The organism is Acidovorax sp. JG5 (assembly GCF_017939685.1).
Classification (GTDB): Bacteria; Pseudomonadota; Gammaproteobacteria; order Burkholderiales; family Burkholderiaceae_C; genus Acidovorax.
In genome coordinates, this window is the sequence record NZ_JAGKSE010000007.1 from 18,297 (window position 1) to 37,205 (window position 18,909).

The 18,909-nt window shown below is 64.2% G+C and carries 19 protein-coding genes; 9 read left to right on the plus strand and 10 right to left on the minus strand.

The window, feature by feature from the left end; all coding sequences use genetic code 11:
• Position 1 precedes the first annotated feature (1 nt).
• The 9 genes from J8G26_RS09745 (at position 2) to J8G26_RS09785 (ending at position 7,498) form a co-directional block, all read left to right on the plus strand.
• Complete coding sequence (locus J8G26_RS09745) at positions 2-280, plus strand: EexN family lipoprotein (RefSeq protein ID WP_086911750.1); 279 nt, start codon at positions 2-4, stop codon at positions 278-280.
• A 5-nt stretch (positions 281-285) separates the two neighbouring features.
• Complete coding sequence (gene trbL, locus J8G26_RS09750) at positions 286-1,671, plus strand: P-type conjugative transfer protein TrbL (RefSeq protein ID WP_086911751.1); 1,386 nt, start codon at positions 286-288, stop codon at positions 1,669-1,671.
• Positions 1,672-1,683: 12 nt separating this feature from the next.
• On the plus strand, positions 1,684-2,388 hold the full coding sequence (gene trbF, locus J8G26_RS09755; RefSeq protein WP_086911752.1) for a conjugal transfer protein TrbF: 705 nt from the start codon (positions 1,684-1,686) through the stop codon (positions 2,386-2,388).
• A complete protein-coding gene (gene trbG / locus J8G26_RS09760; RefSeq protein ID WP_086911753.1) occupies positions 2,385-3,398 on the plus strand; it encodes a P-type conjugative transfer protein TrbG in 1,014 nt (337 codons plus the stop codon). The genes trbF and trbG overlap by 4 nt, the downstream gene beginning before the upstream one ends.
• Positions 3,399-3,400: 2 nt before the next feature.
• Positions 3,401-4,702: a TrbI/VirB10 family protein gene (locus tag J8G26_RS09765; protein WP_210568789.1), complete on the plus strand. Its 1,302-nt coding sequence runs from the start codon at positions 3,401-3,403 to the stop codon at positions 4,700-4,702.
• Complete coding sequence (locus J8G26_RS09770) at positions 4,699-4,998, plus strand: DUF2274 domain-containing protein (protein ID WP_086911755.1); 300 nt, start codon at positions 4,699-4,701, stop codon at positions 4,996-4,998. Before J8G26_RS09765 ends, J8G26_RS09770 begins: the two co-directional genes overlap by 4 nt.
• A 696-nt stretch (positions 4,999-5,694) precedes the next feature.
• Entirely contained in the window at positions 5,695-6,597 is a 903-nt protein-coding gene (cysM, locus tag J8G26_RS09775) for a cysteine synthase CysM (RefSeq protein WP_210568790.1), read from the plus strand.
• Between the two features lie 92 nt (positions 6,598-6,689).
• Complete coding sequence (locus J8G26_RS09780; protein WP_210568791.1) at positions 6,690-7,265, plus strand: NUDIX domain-containing protein; 576 nt, start codon at positions 6,690-6,692, stop codon at positions 7,263-7,265.
• Between the two features lie 5 nt (positions 7,266-7,270).
• On the plus strand, positions 7,271-7,498 hold the full coding sequence (locus tag J8G26_RS09785) for a sulfurtransferase TusA family protein (RefSeq protein ID WP_210568792.1): 228 nt from the start codon (positions 7,271-7,273) through the stop codon (positions 7,496-7,498).
• A gap of 64 nt (positions 7,499-7,562) precedes the next feature.
• Here the strand turns inward: J8G26_RS09785 and galU are convergent, their stop codons facing one another.
• The 10 genes from galU to hemC form a co-directional block, all read right to left on the minus strand.
• Positions 7,563-8,456: a UTP--glucose-1-phosphate uridylyltransferase GalU gene (gene galU, locus J8G26_RS09790; protein ID WP_210568793.1), complete on the minus strand. Its 894-nt coding sequence runs from the start codon at positions 8,454-8,456 to the stop codon at positions 7,563-7,565.
• Between the two features lie 35 nt (positions 8,457-8,491).
• Positions 8,492-11,437 carry a valine--tRNA ligase gene (locus tag J8G26_RS09795; protein ID WP_210568794.1) on the minus strand — a complete coding sequence of 982 codons (2,946 nt, stop codon included), beginning with the start codon at positions 11,435-11,437 and terminating at the stop codon, positions 8,492-8,494.
• Between the two features lie 218 nt (positions 11,438-11,655).
• Positions 11,656-12,444 carry an SDR family oxidoreductase gene (locus tag J8G26_RS09800; protein ID WP_210568795.1) on the minus strand — a complete coding sequence of 263 codons (789 nt, stop codon included), beginning with the start codon at positions 12,442-12,444 and terminating at the stop codon, positions 11,656-11,658.
• Between the two features lie 84 nt (positions 12,445-12,528).
• Positions 12,529-13,101, minus strand: coding sequence for a YceI family protein (locus J8G26_RS09805; protein ID WP_210568796.1), 573 nt, complete (start codon positions 13,099-13,101; stop codon positions 12,529-12,531).
• Between the two features lie 53 nt (positions 13,102-13,154).
• A complete protein-coding gene (locus tag J8G26_RS09810; RefSeq protein ID WP_210568797.1) occupies positions 13,155-13,730 on the minus strand; it encodes a YceI family protein in 576 nt (191 codons plus the stop codon).
• A 34-nt stretch (positions 13,731-13,764) separates the two neighbouring features.
• Entirely contained in the window at positions 13,765-14,340 is a 576-nt protein-coding gene (locus J8G26_RS09815) for a cytochrome b (RefSeq protein ID WP_210568798.1), read from the minus strand.
• Between the two features lie 255 nt (positions 14,341-14,595).
• Complete coding sequence (locus tag J8G26_RS09820; RefSeq protein WP_210568799.1) at positions 14,596-15,873, minus strand: heme biosynthesis HemY N-terminal domain-containing protein; 1,278 nt, start codon at positions 15,871-15,873, stop codon at positions 14,596-14,598.
• 162 nt (positions 15,874-16,035) lie between these two features.
• Entirely contained in the window at positions 16,036-17,148 is a 1,113-nt protein-coding gene (locus tag J8G26_RS09825) for a uroporphyrinogen-III C-methyltransferase (RefSeq protein ID WP_210568800.1), read from the minus strand.
• The gene (locus J8G26_RS09830) at positions 17,145-17,963 is read right to left on the minus strand and encodes a uroporphyrinogen-III synthase (protein WP_349238315.1); all 819 of its coding nucleotides are present in this window, start codon (positions 17,961-17,963) and stop codon (positions 17,145-17,147) included. The genes J8G26_RS09825 and J8G26_RS09830 overlap by 4 nt, the downstream gene beginning before the upstream one ends.
• 7 nt (positions 17,964-17,970) lie before the next feature.
• On the minus strand, positions 17,971-18,909 hold the full coding sequence (hemC, locus tag J8G26_RS09835; protein WP_210568802.1) for a hydroxymethylbilane synthase: 939 nt from the start codon (positions 18,907-18,909) through the stop codon (positions 17,971-17,973).

The window sequence follows — 18,909 nt, forward strand, 5'->3', positions numbered from 1 at the left end:
CATGAAACAACTTCTGATTATTTCCTTCGTGTTGTCGATATCGTTGATAACGGGCTGCGGCAAGTCGGCATCGACCGACACCGTGGAATCACTGGTTGTGAATCCTGAGCGCCTGAAAGAGCTTCGCGCCCAGTGCAAGGCTGACCATGCCAAGGTGGGGGATGCCGTCTGCGCTGCGGTGTCCGAGGCCACGCGGCGGCGCTTCATGGGGGATGGCAAGTCGCCTTACGTGAACGATCCCGTGCCGAAACCGACGCCACCGGCCACCTCGAAGGATTGACCGTTATGAACGATCTGTCGGTCATCGACCGCTTTCTGGACGTCTTCTCGCGCTACATCGATTCGGGCTTCGGACTGCTGCATGGCGAGGTGGCGTTCTTGACGGCCACGCTGGTCGGTATCGACATGACGCTGGCAGGCCTGTTCTGGGCTATGAGCCATGCCAGTGGGGGTGGTGACGACGTGATAGCCAAGCTGGTCAAGAAGGTTCTCTATGTCGGAGCCTTTGCCTTCATCATCGGCAACTTCAATAACCTGGCGGGCATCCTGTTCCGCTCGTTTGCGGGGCTTGGGTTGGTGGCATCTGGTTCCACGATGACCCAGGCGCAGTTGCTGCAGCCGGGACGGCTCGCGCAAGCCGGTGTGGATGCGGGGCGGCCCCTCATGGCGCAGATCAGCGACCTGACCGGTTTCCCCGAGGTGTTCGCCAACCTGGACGTCATCAGCGTGCTGTTCCTGGCTTGGCTGGTGGTGATTGTGAGCTTCTTTGTGCTGGCGGTTCAGCTGTTTGTGACGCTGATCGAGTTCAAGCTGACGACGCTGGCGGGTTTTGTGCTGGTGCCTTTTGCTCTGTGGAACAAGACGGCTTTCCTGGCGGAGCGGGTGCTGGGCAACGTGGTGTCGTCGGGCATCAAGGTGCTGGTGTTGGCCGTGATCGTCGGTATTGGCTCTGGCTTGTTTGCGGAGTTCCAGACGCCACCGGGGACGGAACCATCGATTGACCATGCGCTGGTCATCATGCTGGCTTCGCTCACGCTGCTGGGTTTGGGCATCTTTGGTCCCGGCATCGCGACCGGGCTGGTATCGGGCGCGCCGCAGTTGGGAGCCGGTGCTGCAGCGGGAACCGTGCTGGGTGCTGCGGGTCTGGCTGTGGCCGGTGGCGCGGCGATTGCCACAGGCGGTGCAGCCGTAGCCGCTGGTGCGCGCATGGCACCTGGGGCGGCACGTGCGGTTGTTGGGGGTGGTGCCAGCGCGGCTCGTTTGGCAAGCTCGATGGCTGCTGGCGCGAAGTCGGCCTACCAGGCGGGTGCCTCCGCATCAGGTGGGGGCGGTGTAGGCGCTGCGGGTGCTGGATTTGCCAATGTGGCGAAGAGTGGTGCGAGTGCTGTTGGCCAGCGGGTTGCGGCTGGCGCCAAGGCCGTCAAGGACCGCGTTGCATCGGCTGTATCTGATTCGGCTGCACCGGCTTCAGCCACAATTGCCACAACTGCCACAACTGGCGCCAACGCAACGACCTCCGACACGCCACCGCCTGCACCGGCCTGGGCGAAGCGCCTGCAACGCAATCAGCGTCTCTCACACGGGGTTTCTACCGCTGCGCACACGCTTCGCTCCGGTGACCACGGCGGGGGCGGAGCCAGTCCGAGCCTGCGCGACGACTCCAACCATTAAGGAGATCACTTTATGTTATTCAAACGACCCCAGGTGCGCTACTCGGACACGCCCGAGCCCGTCACCCCCTACCAGGCTGCTGCGCAGGTCTGGGACAACCGCATCGGCAACGCCCGTGTGCAGGCCAAGAACTGGCGGCTGATGGCCTTCGGTTGCCTGTCGCTGGCTTTGCTGATGGCGGGTGGCTTGGTCTGGCGATCCGCACAGTCCATCGTGACACCGTATGTCGTCGAGGTCGACAGCGCGGGGCAGGTGCGGGCCGTCGGTGAAGCGGCCACGCCGTACAAACCGAACGATGCGCAGATCGCCTATCACCTGGCGCGCTTTCTCACCGACGTACGTTCACTGTCAATCGATCCCATCGTGGTGCGGCAGAACTGGCTTGAAGCCTATGAGTACACCACCGACAAAGGTGCGGCCACGCTGAACGACTATGCCCGCGCCAACGACCCGTTTGCCCACATCGGGCAGAACTCTGTTTCGGTGGAAGTCACGAGCGTGGTCCGTGCCAGCGAATCTTCGTTCCAGATGCGCTGGATTGAGCGAAGCTATTCGAATGGTGCGCCCTCGGGCACGGAACGCTGGACGGCAGTGGTGTCGGTGGTGCTGCAACCGCCCCGGACCGAAGAGCGTTTGCGCCGCAATCCACTGGGCATTTATGTCAACGGCCTGTCCTGGAGCCGTGAACTCGAAGCGACACAAGGAGTAAAACCATGAAACCATTGATCCGTATTTACGCTTTGCCGTTGGTGATGGTCGCCACCCTGGCGACCATCACCGGCTGTGCCACACACGGCAAACCGCCGCCCACCATCACACTGGATGAGCCCGTGGCCGCGCACCTGCTGCCTGAGCTGCCCAAACCCATCGAGGTCGTGACGCTGCCTGAACCGCTGCCACTGCCAGCGCAGTTAAAGCCGATATCGGCAGAAGCGGAGACAAAGGGTGTGCCGGAAGCTGCTGACGAGAAGGTTCGCGTCTCACGGGCCAATCTGGAAGCGCGTGTGGCACCGAGCCGCGAGGGCTACGTCAATGCCATCCAGGTCTGGCCCTATGCCGATGGCGCGCTGTACCAGGTCTACACAAGTCCGGGCCGGGTCACGGTCGTCGCGCTGCAGGAGGGCGAGGAGCTGGTGACGGTGTCAGCGGGAGACACGGTGCGTTGGGTTGTTGGCGACACGGCCAGCGGCTCAGGGGCCAGCTTGCGTGTGACGGTACTGGTGAAACCCACCCGTACCGGTCTGAAGACGAACCTGGTCATCACTACGAACCGGCGCATGTACCTGCTGGAGCTGTCTTCGACGCCGCAGGCCTGGATGGCTTCGGTGTCCTGGGATTACCCGAAGGATCGGATGTTGGCCTTGCAGAAGCAGGCGCAGCAGGCTCAGGCAACTGCACCGGTCGATTCTGGTTTGTCGCTGGAGCAGATCAGGTTCCGCTATGCGATCACGGGTGACAGTCCGCCGTGGAAGCCGCTGCGTGCTTTTGACGACGGGCAGCGGGTGTACATCCAGTTTCCTGGGGGTATTGCGCAGGGGGAGTTGCCGCCGCTGTTCGTGATTGGGCCGCAGGGCGATGGACAGTTGGTGAACTATCGCTTCCGTTCACCGTACTACGTGGTAGACCGGTTGTTCGGTGCGGCCGAGCTGCGACTTGGGGCAGACAAGGCCCAGGTGGTGCGCATCGAACGTACTGATGGCGTTGCCAGCGCGGAACGGAGGAATTGAGCATGAGTACGCCCGCCACACCGCAGGCTGACACGCCGGTGCCCCCCAAGGTCGATCCGGACAGCATGACCCTGCGTGCGCCGCCGCGTCCGGTGGTACGGCTGAACCGGCGCATGCTGGCGCTTGGTGCGGGCACGCTGGCCGCTGCCGTGCTCGGAGGCACCTTGTGGTCGCTGCAGACTCACAAGCGTGAGCGTAACCCGGCCACCGAGTTGTACAACGTGGATCGCGTCTCGCGGGCCGAGAGCCTAGACCAGTTGCCCAAAGACTATTCGAAGATTCCGGTGCCGGTTAAACCCACCATACCTGTGTTGGGGGAGCCGCTGCCGGGTGATTTGGGGCCGGCCATCCTCAGTGCCGAGCGCCAGCGCCAAGCGAATGTATCGGCGGCGTATAACGATCCAGCGCATGCGGATCGTTTGACGCGGCTGCGTGATGCGGAGGAGGCAGCGCGCTCTACGGTGTTTTTTAGGAGCAGTGGCAATGGTGCCAAGTCAGCAGCCACTGTGACCACTGCTTCGGCTGGCAGTCCATCCGTATCGGTGTCAGGCAACCAGCCGTTCAATCCAATGACACCGACGTCTGCCACTGCTCAGGCAGTTGACCCGACCGCTGCGCAGAATCGGCAGGAGCAGAAGGCAGCTTTCGTCGCGAATGCGAGCGACACGGCTACGCGCAATCTGGCCAGTCTGCAGATGCCTGCTTCGCCTTACCAGGTGATGGCAGGGACTGTCATTCCGGCTGCGCTGGTGACGGGTATTAATTCTGACTTGCCGGGGCAGGTCATCGCCAATGTGACGGAGGCGGTTTACGACACGGCCACGGGGCGCTATCTGCTGATTCCACAGGGGTCAAGGCTGATTGGGCGCTATGACAGCCAGGTGTCATTTGGGCAGCGGCGGGTGTTGCTGGTGTGGACGCGGTTGATCCTGCCAGATACGTCGTCGATTGCACTGGACCGTTTGCCGGGGATTGACCCTGCGGGTTATGCAGGGCTGGAGGATGGTGTTGATTGGCATTGGGACCGGATTCTTGCGGGTGCGGCGCTGTCCACGCTGCTGGGTGTGGGTGCCGAACTGGCGGCGCCGGATCGCGGTGGTAGCGATGGCAAGGTGATTGTCGCCATACGGCAGGGCGCGCAGGACACGGTGAACCAGGTTGGTCAGGAGATTACCAAGCGGAATATGAGCATTCAACCGACACTGACGATTCGGCCTGGGTTTCCGATGCGTGTGATGGTGAGCAAGGATTTGGTTTTGCGGCCCTATCAGCCTTTGTTCTTTGTGAGAGGGTTTTCGCAATGAGTACGTCTGTCAGCAAGCTGCGGTTGGGGCCGCTGCCCAAGACTGAAACGGTGAAGTTGACCATTGTGCTGACGACGGCATTGAAGGCTGATCTGGAGCGGTACGCCGCGCTGCATGCACAGGCCTATGGTGAGCCGGTCGATGCTGTCACGCTGATTCCGCATATGCTGGAATCGTTCATCATGCGGGATCGAGGATTCAAGAAGCAGCATGCTGCCGGGCCAGACGCCTTGACTCGAAGGCGAGCTGCCAACGGCTCAACTGGCGCAATCAGAGTTGATGCGCTCCCTGAATGAGGTACAAAAAAATAGGCCCTTCCATCGCTGGAAGGGCCTGTGGTGGTGCCCGGGGCCGGAATCGAACCGGCACGCCTTGCGGCGGGGGATTTTCTTACCACTTCGGCTTTCGCCGCCGACGTTCCCAAAGGAACGGCGTTCGTGGTCTGGAGCACGCCTTCACCATAGCGCTTTCGCGCTTTAGGTGCCCGCCGTCTGCTCTCTACACCTTCCGCTTCTTTTTCAAAAAGCGGCTTGGCTCGGTATTAGCTCGGACTTGCGTCCAGGGCCTTCGCCGAGTTTGACGGGCTTCACCTCAAGAATTTCTTCAAGAGGGCTCAAATTTGGTCTGAGTCCCCTGCGTCTACCAATTTCACCACCCGGGCTTTGAATTCTCTGGACTGGGCCAGAATTTTCTGTTCAACCGTGGTTGATCTTCCATCTCGCCGCAGGCTCAATATGTCAGATCAACGTCTCAATTCTACTTGCTGCCTCTTGGCTTTTCGCCGTGGCTCCTATTTGGCTCCTAGGTCTCAACAAGCCCTTTGGGTCTCTATTCGACCAGTCGCCGCAAACCATTATCCCGCCTAGTGTTGCGTGGTGTTCACGAATTTCAAAAAAAGGTACACAAACCTCTTTTTGAGTCCCCTGCGTCTACCAATTTCACCACCCGGGCGGGTAATTTGTGAAGACGCAAATTATGGCACAGTAGGGTGCATGAAATATCCGACGATTGAAGACGCCATTGGCAACACGCCCCTGGCAGCGCTGCAGCGCATTGGGGCACAGGACAACGCCGCGCGCGGCAACGTGGTGCTGGGCAAGCTGGAGGGCAATAACCCCGCGGGCTCGGTGAAAGACAGGCCTGCGCTGTCGATGATTCGCCGGGCCGAAGAGCGCGGCGAGATCCGTCCAGGCGACACGCTTATCGAGGCCACATCCGGCAATACGGGCATTGCGCTGGCCATGGCGGCGGCCATCAAGGGCTACCGCATGGTGCTGGTGATGCCCGAGGATTTGTCGATCGAGCGGGCGCAGACCATGAAGGCCTTTGGGGCCGAGCTGGTGCTCACGCCCAAGAGTGGCGGCATGGAGCACGCGCGTGATTTGGCTGAAGCCATGCAAAAACGCGGTGAGGGCAAGGTGCTGGACCAGTTTGGAAACCCCGACAACCCGCGCATCCACTATGAAACCACCGGCCCCGAGCTGTGGGAGCAGACGGGCGGGCGCATCACCCATTTTGTGAGCGCCATGGGCACCACGGGCACCATCACCGGGGTGTCGCGTTTTCTCAAAGAGAAGAACCCGGCCATCCAGATCATTGGGGCGCAGCCCGAAGAGGGCTCGCGCATTCCGGGCATCCGCAAGTGGCCGCAGGAATACCTGCCCAAGATTTACGACGCGAGCACGGTGGACGAATTGGTTTACGTCAGCCAGGACAACGCAGAGGAAATGTGCCGCCGCCTGGCGCGCGAGGAAGGCATATTTGCGGGCATTTCGGCGGCGGGCGCATGCTGGGTGGCGCAGCAGATCGCGCAGCGTGAGAGCAATGCCACCATCGTGTTCATCGTGTGCGACCGGGGGGACCGCTATCTCTCCACCGGCGTGTTTCCTGCGTGATGCGACCGGGCCGGTCGCTGGCGCCGGATATTAATGAAATCGGCTGCTGGCGCTTGATGGATAAGCGCTAGTAGCTATAAAAATAATAGTAAATGAACTACGAAGCCCGCCACTGCACCCACTGCGGTGCCGCCCTGCTGCCCATTACCCTGGCCGAAGATGGCGGCGACAAGGAGCGGCTGCGTTGCCCGGCCTGCGGCTGGACGCACTGGAACAACCCCACGCCGGTGCTGGCGGCCATTGTCGAGGTGGGCGGCAAGGTGCTGCTGGCCCGCAACGCGGCCTGGCCGGGCAAGATGTTTGCGCTGATCACCGGCTTCATGGAGGCCGGCGAGTCGCCGCAGGACGGCATTGCGCGCGAGGTCAAAGAAGAAACCAACCTCGATGTGCGCGCCACCACGCTGGTGGGCGCCTATGAGTTTTTGCGCATGAACCAGATCATCATTGCCTACCATGTGGTGGCCGAGGGTGAGGTGCGCCTGTCGCCCGAGCTGGTGGACTACCGGCTGTACGATCTGCCAGACCTGAAATGCTGGCCTGCGGGCACCGGTTATGCACTGGCAGACTGGCTGCGTACGCGGGGACACGAGCCGGTGTTTTTTACGGCCGAAGAAAATGCGGAACGGCGGCGCGGACTGGACGAACAACCGCTGTTGCCAAAGGATTGATGACCATGGAAATCAACAAAGAAATCGACACCCGGGGCCTGAACTGCCCTTTGCCCATTCTCAAGGCCAAGAAGGCCCTGGCCGACATGGCCAGTGGCCAGCTGCTCAAGGTGCTGGCCACCGACAGCGGCTCGCTGCGCGACTTCCAGGCGTTTGCCAAGCAGACCGGCAACGAGCTGGTGGAGCAGCAGACGGTGGGGTCAGAATACATCCACGTTCTGCGGCGCCGCTAGTAAAAATAGCTGCCAGCGCTTATCTGGCAAGCGCTGACAGCTATCGAAAGTGAAGCGGTGAGAGTTACGGTGCCAATGCCTTGAGGTATTCGCGGAACGATGCACCCACCTGCGGGTGCTGCAGGGCCAGCTCTACCGTGGCTTCCAGAAAGCCTTCCTTGCTGCCGCAGTCGTAGCGCTTGCCCTGGTATTGAAAGGCGTACACGGCCTCGTTTTGCAAGAGGCGGGCAATGCCGTCGGTCAGCTGGATTTCGCCGCCCACGCCGCGGGGCTGGTTGCGGATTTCGTTGAAGATGCCGGGCGTGAGGATGTAGCGGCCAGCCACGCCCATGCGCGAGGGCGCCACGTCGGCCTTGGGTTTTTCGACGATGCGCTCAATGCGGATCAGCGGCCCGCCGGCGGACTCGCCGGCTACGACGCCATAGCGGTGGACCTGATCGAGTGGCACCTCCTGCACGGCAATCACCGACCGCCCCTGCTGGCGGAACGCCGTGGCCATCTGTGCCAGTACGGGTTCGCCGCCCGGCGGGCCCACCATCAGATCGTCGGCCAGCAGCACGGCAAAGGGCTCGTTCCCCACCAGCGGTTCGGCGCACAGCACGGCATGGCCCAGGCCCAGCGAGCGGGGCTGGCGCACAAAGGCGCAGTCCATGTCGCTGGGCTGGATGGAGCGCACCAGGTCCAGCAGTTCATTCTTGCCGGCGGCCTCCAGTTCGGCCTCCAGTTCGTAGGCGGTGTCGAAATGGTCTTCGATGGCGCGCTTGCTGCGCCCGGTCACGAAGATCATGTGGCGGATGCCGGCGGCGTAGGCTTCTTCCACAGCGTACTGGATCAGCGGCTTGTCCACCACGGGCAGCATTTCCTTGGGCGATGCCTTGGTGGCCGGCAGAAAGCGGGTGCCGAGGCCTGCGACAGGAAACACGGCTTTGCGAACGGGGGTGTTGTTGGGCTGGATCATGGTGCGATTGCAGGGTGGATGGAAGCAGAGGTGGCTCAGCCCAGGCGGGCCAGCTGGTCGCGCAGGCGGGTGAGGGTGGAGCCAAAGTCGGCAATGCGCTTTTTCTCCTGGTCGATCACGGCGGCAGGCGCTTTGGCCACGAAGGCTTCGTTGGACAGCTTGTTGTTGGCCTTGGTGACCTCGCCGTCGATGCGCGCGATTTCCTTGGACAGGCGCACTTTTTCGGCCGCCACGTCGATCTCCATGTAAAGGCACATGCGGGCCTCGCCCACCACGGCCACGGGGGCGGCCTGTGCGGCGGCGGCCCAGGCGGCTTCGTCGTCGAACACCTTGACCTCGCTGAGCTTGGCCAGGGCCTGCAGCACCGGGGCCACGCCGCGCATGAAGTCGGTGTCGCCCACCACATACAGCGGCAGGCGGGTGGAGGGCGACACGTTCATCTCGCCACGCAGGGCGCGGCAGGCGTCCACCAGGGCTTTGACGCGGCCCATGTGGGCGATGGATTCCTCGTCGATTTTTTCGGGCTGGGCCTGGGGGTAGCGGGCAATGCTGACCGAGTCGCCTTTCAAACCTGCCACAGGCGCCACCTTTTGCCACAGTTCTTCGGTGATGAACGGAATGATGGGGTGGGCCAGGCGCAGGATGGCTTCGAGGGTGCGGATCAGCGTGCGGCGCGTGGCGCGTTGCTGGGCGGCGTTTCCAGTCTGGATCTGCACCTTGGCGATTTCCAGGTACCAGTCGCAGAACTCGTTCCAGACGAAGTCATAGACCGTGTTGGCCACATTGTCGAGGCGGTACTCGGCAAAGCCCTTGGCCACTTCGGCCTCGACCTTTTGCAGTTGCGAGCTGATCCAGCGGTCGCACTGGCTGAAGTCCAGGTAGCCCTCGAACGCGCCGCCGCTCTGGCATTGCTCCTTGGTGTGCTCTTGCAGGCCGCAGTCCTGACCCTCGCAGTTCATCAGCACGAATCGGCTGGCGTTCCAGAGCTTGTTACAGAAGTTGCGGTAGCCTTCGCAGCGCTTGCTATCAAAATTGATAGACCTGCCCAGGCTGGCCAAGGCTGCGAAGGTGAAACGCAGCGCATCGGCGCCATAGGCTGGAATGCCGTCTGGGAACTCCTTTTGCGTGTTCTTGCGCACGGTGGGCGCGGTCTCGGGCTTGCGCAGGCCGGTGGTGCGCTTGTCGAGCAGGGGCTCCAGCGCAATGCCGTCGATCAGGTCCACGGGGTCGAGCACGTTGCCCTCACTCTTGCTCATCTTTTTACCCTGCGCGTCGCGCACCAGGCCGTGGATGTAGACATGCCTGAACGGCACGCGGCCGGTGAAGTGCGTGGTCATCATGATCATCCGGGCGACCCAGAAGAAGATGATGTCGTAGCCCGTGACCAGCACGGTGCTGGGCAGGTACAGGTCGAAATCCGAAACACCCGTTCGCGCTGAGCTTGTCGAAGCGTGGGCTCCGGCTTCGACAGGCTCAGCCCGAACGGCTTCAGGCCAGCCCATGGTGCTGAAGGGCACCAGCGCGGACGAATACCAGGTGTCGAGCACGTCCTCGTCGCGGCGCAGCGTCTTGCCCGGCGCCTTGGCCTGGGCCTCGGCTTCGTTGCGGGCCACGATCACGTTGCCGTCTTCGTCGTACCACGCCGGGATCTGGTGGCCCCACCACAGCTGGCGGCTGATGCACCAGTCCTGGATGTTGTTCATCCACTGGTTGTAGGTGTTGACCCAGTTCTCGGGCACGAAGCTCACCTGGCCGGTGGCTACCGCGTCGATGGCCTTTTGCGCGATGCTCTTGCCGGTGGGGTCCTGGTCTGACACCTTGCTCATGGCCACGAACCACTGGTCGGTCAGCATGGGCTCGACCACTTGGCCGGTGCGGGTGCAAATCGGCACCATGAGCTTGTGCTTCTTCACCTCGACCAGCGCGCCGATGGCTTCCAGGTCGGCCACCACGGCCTTGCGGGCCACGAAGCGGTCCATGCCCTGGTACTTGGCGGGGGCGTTCTCGTTGATGGTGGCTTGCAGGGTCAGCACCACGATCATGGGCAGCTTGTGGCGCTGGCCCACGGCATAGTCGTTCTGGTCGTGCGCAGGCGTCACCTTCACCACGCCGGTGCCGAATTCCTTGTCCACGTACTCGTCAGCGATCACCGGAATCTGGCGGTCGCACAGCGGCAGGTTGACCATCTTGCCGATCAGGTGGGTGTAGCGCGTGTCTTCGGGGTGCACCATCAGCGCCACGTCGCCCAGCATGGTTTCAGGCCGGGTGGTGGCCACCGTCAGGCTGCCCGATCCATCGGTCAGGGGGTAGGCGATGTGCCACAGCGAGCCGTCTTTTTCTTCGTTCTCGACTTCCAGGTCGGACACGGCGGACTGCAGCTTCGGGTCCCAGTTCACGAGGCGCTTGCCGCGGTAGATCAGTCCCTGCTCGTACAGGCGCACAAAGGTTTCGGTGACGACCTGGCTGAGCTTGTCGTCCATGGTGAAGTACTCGCGGCTCCAGTCCACGCTGTCGCCCATGCGGCGCATTTGCGTGGTAATGGTGTTGCCCGATTTTTCCTTCCACTCCCACACCTTGGCAACGAAGTTCTTGCGCGCCTCGGGGGGCGTGGGGCCCATGTCGTGGCGGCTGATGCCAAGTTCCTGCAGCTGGCGCTCCACCACGATCTGCGTGGCGATGCCGGCGTGGTCGGTGCCGGGCACCCAGACGGTGTTGAAGCCGCGCATGCGGTGGTAGCGCGTGAGGCTGTCCATGATCGTCTGGTTGAACGCATGGCCCATGTGCAGCGTGCCCGTCACGTTGGGGGGCGGCAGCTGGATGGAAAACGCGGGCTCGCCCGCCACTGGCGCGCCCGTGCCGCGGTGGCCTGCGGTGCCATAGCCGCGTTTCTCCCATTCGGGGCCCCAGTGGGCTTCCAGCGCGGCGGGTTCGAAGGACTTGGAGAGGCTGTCGAGGCCGGGTTGTGCAGTGGTGTCGCTCATGGCGGGATCGCAAATGAAAACGGCATCCCCAAAGGATGCCGTCAGGTTGACTGGGGCGGGATGCGATGATTTTACCGGCCTGCCCGCGCCGACCGACTGTGCTGCGCCATTTTCGGTGTTTTTTGCCGCTAGCGCTTTATCAGCAAGCGCCAGTAGCTATTAAAAACAGAGCGAAAAAATCTTGCCGGTGGCGTGCTTTTGGCGCTGCAGGTGCCGGATCAGAGAATGCTCTCGACAATCCCGCCTTCCACGCGCAGGGCCGCGCCGGTGGTGGCGCTGGCCTGGGGCGAGGCGGTATAGACGCACAGGTTGGCCACTTCTTCGGGGGTGGCAAAGCGGCCAATCAGGCTGGAGGGGCGGTTTTCGCGGAAGAAGCGCACTTCCATCTCGGCCACCGTAATGCCTTGTTCGCGCGCCAGGTTGTCCATGAAGTCCACCACGCCTTCGGTGCGCGTAGGGCCGGGGAGGATGGTGTTGACCGTGACGCCGCTGCCCGCCAGCACCTTGGCCAGCCCGCGCGACAGGCCCTGCACGGCCGACTTGCTGACGCCGTAGTGCACCATGTCGGCCGGGATGTTGACGGCCGATTCGCTGGAGATAAACTGGATGCGGCCCCAGCCGCGTGCCTTCATGCCCTGCGCGTAGTGGCGCGACAGGCGCAGGCCGCTCATCACATTGGTCTGGAAGAAGTTTTCCCAGTCGGCATCGCTGATGGCAAAAAAATCCTGCGTGCCGTAGATGCCCAGGTTGTTGACCAGGATGTCGGTGTCGGGCAGCGCCGCGATCAGGGCCTGGCAGCCCGCTGCCGTGGCCAGATCGGCGGCAATGCCCTGGGCTTGCAGGCCGTCGGCCTGCAAGGCGGTCACGGCGGCGTTCAGGCGCCCGGCATCGCGGGCGCTCAGGGTCACACGGGCACCGGCCTGGGCCAGTCCACGCGCAATGGCCAGGCCAATGCCGGCGCTGGCGCCCGTGACGAGGACGGTTTTTCCGGAAAGATCAATGTGCATGAGAAGTGGCCTTGAAAGTGAAGAAAAAAGGCGCCCGCCCCGGTGGGGTAGGGCGCCTGCATCAGCCCCGCAGGGCCCCGGAGTTTATTGCTTGACGGCTTCGATCTGCAGCACCAGGCGCACGTTCTTGGGGAAGCCCCAGTCGATGCCGTAGTTCACGCCAAAGGCCGTGCGGTCGATGGTGGTTTCAAAGTCGCCACCGCACACTTCGCGCTTGAGCATGGGGTTGTCGTAGCAGGCAAACTGGTTGGCCTTGAGCGTGACGGGCTGGGTTTTGCCCAGCAGCGTCAGCTTGCCGTCCACGGCGGTGACCTTGTCGCCATTGAAGTGGAACTTGTCCGAGGTAAACGTGGCCGTGGGGTGCTTGGCGGCGTCCAGAATTTCGGCGCTCAGCACATGCTTGTCAAAAGCAGCGGTGCCGGTGTTCAGGGAGGCGACGTCGAAGGTGATATCGACCTTGCCGTTCTTGCCGGCCTTGTCGAACTGCACGGTGCCTTCCTTCTTGTCAAAGCGGCCGCGGTTCACGGACGCGCCAAAGTGGCCGATCTCGAAGGTGGCAAAGGTGTGCGTGGGGTCAATGGCGTAGTTGGCGGGTGCTGCGTGGGCGGCAGTGGCCAGAACGGCAGTGGCAGCGAGGACGAAAAGGGATTTGCGCATCAAAGAACTCCTGGATGAAAAGGATGGAAAAAAGGGGGGAGGGAAAAAATCGATCAGAGCTTGCCCACGCCGGTTAGCGCGAGCTTGAATTTCACCTGCACATCATCGGCCACCATGGAGGTGTCGGCCCATTCGTTTTCGCCGATCTTGAATGCCAGGCGCTTGAGCGGCAGCACGCCAGTGGCCGTGGTGGTGGCGCCGGTTTGCACCAGCGTCACGGGCACCACCACATCGCGGGCCACGCCCTTGATGCTGAGCTTGCCGGCCACCTCGAACTTGCCTGCGCCCAGGGCCTTGATGGTGCCAGACTGGAACGTGGCCTGTGGAAACTGTGGCACGTTGAACCAGGTCGGTTTGGGCAGTTCGGCATCGGTTTCGCGTGAGCCCATGGTGGCGCTGCCGGTGTCCACCGTGAAGGCGATCTTGCTCGTGGCCAGCTTGGCGGGGTCGAAGCTGACCTGGGCGTCAAATTTCTTGAAGTGACCTTCCAGCGGCACGCCCATCTGGCGTGCGGTGAATTGCACTTCGCTTTGGGCGGGCACCAGTTTTTGCTGGGCCAGCGCAGGCTGGGCGGCCAGCATGGCGGCGCTGCCAACGACCAGGGCGGAGAAGAAAGAAGCAATCTGCATGGGGAAATATTCCTGATGGGTTGGGCAACGGGGATCAGCGGCGGCCCGGCAGCATGCGCAGCAGCAGCCCGTCGCGGTCAATGAAATGGTGCTTGAGCGCGGCCGCCACATGCACCAGCACAAGGGCTGCCATGGCAAATGCGCTGAGCTTGTGCAGCGGCTTCAGGGCATCGGCCAGTTCTGGGCTGGCAGCAACGAAGTCGGGCAATTGCCAAAGCCCGAAAAGCACGAGGGGAAAGCCCGCCGCCGAGCTGTAGGCCCAGCCCAGCAAGGGCACGGCGAAAAACAGCAGGTACAGCAGGTGGTGCGCGCCGTGGTGCGCCAGTTGTTGCCATCGGGGCATGGCTTTTTCCACCTGTACCGGCAACTGCGGTGGCCGATGCACAAGCCGCCAGACCAGGCGAAGCAGCGACAGTGCCAGGATGCTGACCCCTGCCCACTTGTGCCAGTTGTAGAGCTTCAGGCGCTGGGGCGAAAACGGCAGATCGGCCATGTACAGGCCGACACCAAAAAGGGTGACCAGCGCAATGCCCAGCAACCAATGCAGCAGCATGGCAGTGCGGGTGTAGCGTGGGGCGGCCTGGGCCTGGCTGTGATGGGAAAGCGGCATTTCGGTAAAGCGGTGAAAGCGGCCTGGAACCCCAGGTTGCGGGCGGTGCGCAAGCTGGGCCTTCAAGCTCCGTGAATCGAAGAACCAAGTTTATGAAGCTGCGGCGCCGGCGTGCTTCAGGGGAATTGATGGCTCAGTTCAAAATAACTGAACTGAGTGGGCTGCTGCGCTCAAAGTTCCCCAATGCTCTGCATCCACGCGACACCAAGGAAAAGGCCGACAACCATGGTGTCGGTCTCTGGTGTCAGCGCTGTGTCAATGCGCGAGGGCGGCTTTTTTCCAGGCTGCTGCGGCGGCGTCGCCGTCGTTGCGCCGCTCTGCCAGTTCGGCCAGATGGCGCCAGGCGCTGGCGCGCAGGCTGGCGTCCGGCAACCGCGTGGTGGCCTGCGTCAGCAATTGCTGCGATTTGCCCCACAGTTCGCGTTTCAGGCAGGCCACGCCCGCCAGGTATTGCAGGCGCGCGTCGCGCGGGTTGGCCAGCTGCGCCGATTCAATGCGCGCGAGCCAGGTGGCATCCAGCGTATCCAGACCCGATTCGAGAGCCCGGACCAGTTTGAGCGCCTGGTGGTCCGGCAGATCGTTGGGCAGCTTCATCATGCGTTCCCACACTGGCAGCAGCCAGGCCCTCGCCTGGGCCGGTTCGCCCCCGAGGGCTGTCAGGCGCTGGGCGGCGTGGATGGCCAGTTCCGGCATGGCGCGCTCAGATGGCTCCAGTTGCAGCCAGATCTGCTGTAACTGGGCTGTGTCGTGTGCGCTGCTGATGAGCTCGGTGGCCAGGCCGCGCACGATGCTGTGCGCCGCGTCCGCCGAGAAGGCATGGTGCTTGCCCAGCAGGCGCGCAGTGTCCAGCGCGTCGTTGGTCTGCCGTGCCAGGCGGCTGGCTTTGAGCTTGATGCGCAGCGCCAGCGTGCGCCGTGCGGCGCCTTGGGGCAGGGCGGCCAGCTGTTCGAGCGTTGCGCCGGCATCGCGGTCGTCCAGCGACCAACGCGCGGCGCGCATCTGCACGCCTTCGCGCAGCTCTTGCTCGTGTGCCGTGCCACGCGCCGGGGCCTGATCCAGGGCCTGCTGCAGATGGCGCTCGCGTGTGGGGCGGTCCTGCAGCGCATGGGAGCTTTCGGCGGCCACCATGTGCGCCAGCGCCCTCAGGTGGTGGCCGTGAGGCACTTTTTCGCCGGTGGTGGAGAGTGCTTCTTCCTGGGTCAGTGCGGCCAGGGCCGCTTTGCGCGAGCGGATGAAGCGGCCGGCAAGCATGTGCGTCAAGGCGTCGAGCATGGCGCTGTGCATGGCGCGCTCTTTTTGCTGCACGCGCCACCGGCGGGCCTGGTGGGGCAATTCGAGCAGGGCGGCCAATGCATGCAGCGCCGTGTACACCGTGACAAATCCGCCCACCAGCAGCAGCACGACCATGTTCAGGGACAGGTCGATGCGATAGGGGGGCCAGTACAGCGTAATGGTGCCCTGGTTGTTGCCCGCAAACAGGGCCGCGGCCACGGCCACGCCAAACAACGCCAAAAGCCAAAGTGCAGCACGCATATCAGTAGTCCAAAGCGCTGCGCGCCGGCCGGTGAAACGGGCGCAGCGCAGGCCAGTGCCCCCGCGCAAGGGCCGCCCCGCCGCGCTGGGGGCGTCCCCCTCCCGCCTCGCGCAGCGAAGCGAGAGAGGGGGAAGGCGCGAAGCGACTCAGGGGGAGCTTCATCATCTACCCGCAGCGGCCGTGGCCAGTGCGGAAAGGGTTTCGTCCAGGCGCGGCAGCTCGGCGGCCTTCATGCTGGCCTGGGCGGTTTGCAGCACGGCGGCTGCCGCCTGGGTGCGGCGCGAGGCGGGGTCGAAATATTTGTTGAGCGCCGCCGTGGCGGCGGTGAGGTCGGCGCGGGCCGATTCAAACTGGCGCGCCAGAACGCCCAGTCGGGCATTGAGCAACTTGAGCTTGAGGTTCTCGCGCAGGAAGAAAGTCTGCTCGGGCGCCAGCAAAATGGCCTCGGGCTGGTCGATGCGGCTCACGCGCACCAGGTTGCGGGCCTCGTCGCGCACCACTTCCCAACTGCGCTGCAGCGTGGTCTGCCACCAGGGCTGCTCTGCCGAAACGGTTGCGCCCGGCGCGGGCACGGTGGCGGCCAGGCGGCGCGTTGCCGCAGCCAGTGCCACGGCGTTTTGCACCGGCAGCTCGTCCACCTGGCGCACCAGGTCATCGAGACGGGCCAGCAGGCCGGCGGTGTCGGTCACGGTGGCGCGGGTCAGCCGCTCCAGGTCGCGGTCGATGGCCCGCTGCACAGGGGCCAGGCGGGGCTGGGCGGCGCGCTCGATGCGCTGGTTGGCGCTTTTGAGGGTGGCCACCAGGGGTTCGAGGCTGCCGGTGAGTTGGGCCTGCTGTTGTGCCAGGCGGATGGCCGACTCGATATCGACCACCAGGTTCTCGTCGCGCGAGCGCGACAGGCTTTGCATCAGTTCTTCGAGCTGGCTGCGTTGCAGTGCCACTTCGCTCACACGGGCTTCCGTGACGGACAGGCGGGCGGCGGTGTCGCGCACCAGTTCTTCGGCCTGGCGCGCGATGGTGCGAGCCTCGATGGCCTGGGCACCCGCGTCGGCCGACTGGCGCGCGAGTTGCTCCTGGATGGCGTTCAGCTTTTGCCACAACAGCCCGCTGCTGACCAAGGCGGCAATGGTGGCAAGGGCCACCGCACCCAGCAGGTAAGTGCCGGTGTGCCGTGGCGTTGCGGTGAGGGCGATGCCCGCCGCCGAGCCTGCGCCGGGCACCGGGGTGCCTGGGGCGGCTGTAGCGGACGGATCGGTGTGGGGCTCGGGGCTCATCCCGCCGATTCTATCGAGGCCACCACGTCTTCCAATGCAGGTCGGCATTCCTGCACATGGCCAAATCCGGCGGCGCGTGCGGCTTGCGCAATGCGCGGGTGCGTGGCCAGGGCGCGCGCTGCGTGCAGCGCAAGGCCCGGCGCGGCGCTGGCCAGGTGCGCGAGGGCCTCCGAGCTGCTCAAAAGCCACCATGATCCGTCGCCCGCGGCCGCGTGGGCCAGCGCGGTCTGTTCGGGCGTGAAGTGCGGGGCGCCGCGGGTGTAGGCGACCACGAAATCCACCGTGGCGCCGGCCTGCTCGATCTGGCGCGCCAGCCAGTCCCGGCCTTGGCCGGAGCCGGGCGCCGCCCCTGCGGCGCAGCCGCGCACGATGAGAATGCGGTCGCCCGCGCGTACCTGTGGCGCCACCTGCTGCCACAGCGTTTCCGATTCGAACTGCATGGCGTCGGGCGCCGGGCTGTCGATGCAATCGCGGGAAACCCCCGCGCGCAGCAGCGCCCGCACGGTTCCGGGGCCAGGCGCCCATGCTCTTGTTTCGATAGCTATTGGCGCTTTATTTGTAAGCGCTAGAGCCTCTTTTGACTCATTTTTTGTAAAAAAGCATTCCACGGCGTTGCCGCTGACAAACATGGCGGCACGGTAGCTGTCGAGGTGTGCGCGGGCCTGGGCGAGCGCGGCCTGCGCAGCGGGGTCGGTGCAGGCGCCAATGGCGATCAGGGGCAGCGCCGTGGCGGCATGGCCGCGCGCGCCCAGTTGTTCGACCCAGTGCGCGGCTTCGCGCGCTGGTCGTGTGACGATGATTCGGGCGCTGGCCACCGCAGGCTCAGCCGGCCACCGGGTCCATGCCCCGGGCGCCACCAGCCCGCAGGCGGGCGGCGATGGCGATGCCCAAGGCATCGGCGTCCGCCAGCGTGACCACCGGGGCGCTGGCGCTGGCGCGCACCAGTGGGGCACTGCCGTCGGGGTCGCCCCAGGCGGCATCCAAGTGCAGCGTGCCCTGCACCAGCCGGCCATGCGCCGCCAGCGGCATCGAGCAGCTGCCGCCCATGGCGCGGCTCACGGCGCGTTCGGCCGTGACGGTGAGCCAGGTTTCCTGGTGGGCCAGCGGCGCCAGCGCCTCCAGCAGGTCTTGCCGGTCGCTGCGGATCTCGATGCCCAGGGCGCCCTGGCCTGCGGCGGGCAGCATGTCGGTGGTGGCAAATTCGGTGCGGATGCGTTCTTGCAGGCCCAGGCGCTTGAGGCCCGCCGCCGCCAGCACGATGGCGTCGTAGTTGCCCTCGTCGAGCTTGCGCAGGCGCGTGTCAAGGTTGCCGCGCAGCGGCTCAATGCGCAGATCGGGCCGCAGCGCCTGCAGCAGCACCTGGCGGCGCAGGCTGGACGTGCCCACCACCGCGCCCTGGGGCAGGGCGTCGAGCGACGCATGGCGGGGCGATACAAAGGCGTCGCGCGGGTCTTCGCGCTCCATCACGCAGGCCAGGGCAAAGCCTTTGGGCAGCTCCATGGGCACGTCTTTGAGCGAATGCACGGCGATGTGGGCGCGGCCCTCTTCAAGCGCCACTTCCAGCTCTTTCACGAACAGGCCCTTGCCGCCCACCTTGGAGAGGCTGCGGTCGAGAATCTGGTCGCCCTGGGTGGTCATGCCCAGCAGCGATACGCTGTGGCCGCGCGCGCGCAACAGGGCCTGCACATGCTCGGCTTGCCACAGGGCCAGGCGGCTTTCGCGGGTGGCGATCACCAGGGGAAGTTGTTGTGTCGGGCTCAC

Excerpts from the sequence above, each read along its gene's own strand:
- J8G26_RS09780 (WP_210568791.1), top strand. The coding sequence starts at position 6,690 with ATGAACTACGAAGCCCGCCACTGCACCCACTGCGGTGCCGCCCTGCTG.
- J8G26_RS09825 (WP_210568800.1), bottom strand. The coding sequence starts at position 17,148 with ATGAGCCCCGAGCCCCACACCGATCCGTCCGCTACAGCCGCCCCAGGC.
- J8G26_RS09810 (WP_210568797.1), bottom strand. The coding sequence starts at position 13,730 with ATGCAGATTGCTTCTTTCTTCTCCGCCCTGGTCGTTGGCAGCGCCGCC.
- J8G26_RS09785 (WP_210568792.1), top strand. The coding sequence starts at position 7,271 with ATGGAAATCAACAAAGAAATCGACACCCGGGGCCTGAACTGCCCTTTG.
- trbF (WP_086911752.1), top strand. The coding sequence starts at position 1,684 with ATGTTATTCAAACGACCCCAGGTGCGCTACTCGGACACGCCCGAGCCC.
- J8G26_RS09820 (WP_210568799.1), bottom strand. The coding sequence starts at position 15,873 with ATGCGTGCTGCACTTTGGCTTTTGGCGTTGTTTGGCGTGGCCGTGGCC.
- J8G26_RS09805 (WP_210568796.1), bottom strand. The coding sequence starts at position 13,101 with ATGCGCAAATCCCTTTTCGTCCTCGCTGCCACTGCCGTTCTGGCCACT.
- trbG (WP_086911753.1), top strand. The coding sequence starts at position 2,385 with ATGAAACCATTGATCCGTATTTACGCTTTGCCGTTGGTGATGGTCGCC.
- J8G26_RS09795 (WP_210568794.1), bottom strand. The coding sequence starts at position 11,437 with ATGAGCGACACCACTGCACAACCCGGCCTCGACAGCCTCTCCAAGTCC.
- J8G26_RS09770 (WP_086911755.1), top strand. The coding sequence starts at position 4,699 with ATGAGTACGTCTGTCAGCAAGCTGCGGTTGGGGCCGCTGCCCAAGACT.
- trbL (WP_086911751.1), top strand. The coding sequence starts at position 286 with ATGAACGATCTGTCGGTCATCGACCGCTTTCTGGACGTCTTCTCGCGC.
- J8G26_RS09745 (WP_086911750.1), top strand. The coding sequence starts at position 2 with ATGAAACAACTTCTGATTATTTCCTTCGTGTTGTCGATATCGTTGATA.
- galU (WP_210568793.1), bottom strand. The coding sequence starts at position 8,456 with ATGATCCAGCCCAACAACACCCCCGTTCGCAAAGCCGTGTTTCCTGTC.
- J8G26_RS09815 (WP_210568798.1), bottom strand. The coding sequence starts at position 14,340 with ATGCCGCTTTCCCATCACAGCCAGGCCCAGGCCGCCCCACGCTACACC.
- J8G26_RS09800 (WP_210568795.1), bottom strand. The coding sequence starts at position 12,444 with ATGCACATTGATCTTTCCGGAAAAACCGTCCTCGTCACGGGCGCCAGC.
- cysM (WP_210568790.1), top strand. The coding sequence starts at position 5,695 with ATGAAATATCCGACGATTGAAGACGCCATTGGCAACACGCCCCTGGCA.
- J8G26_RS09765 (WP_210568789.1), top strand. The coding sequence starts at position 3,401 with ATGAGTACGCCCGCCACACCGCAGGCTGACACGCCGGTGCCCCCCAAG.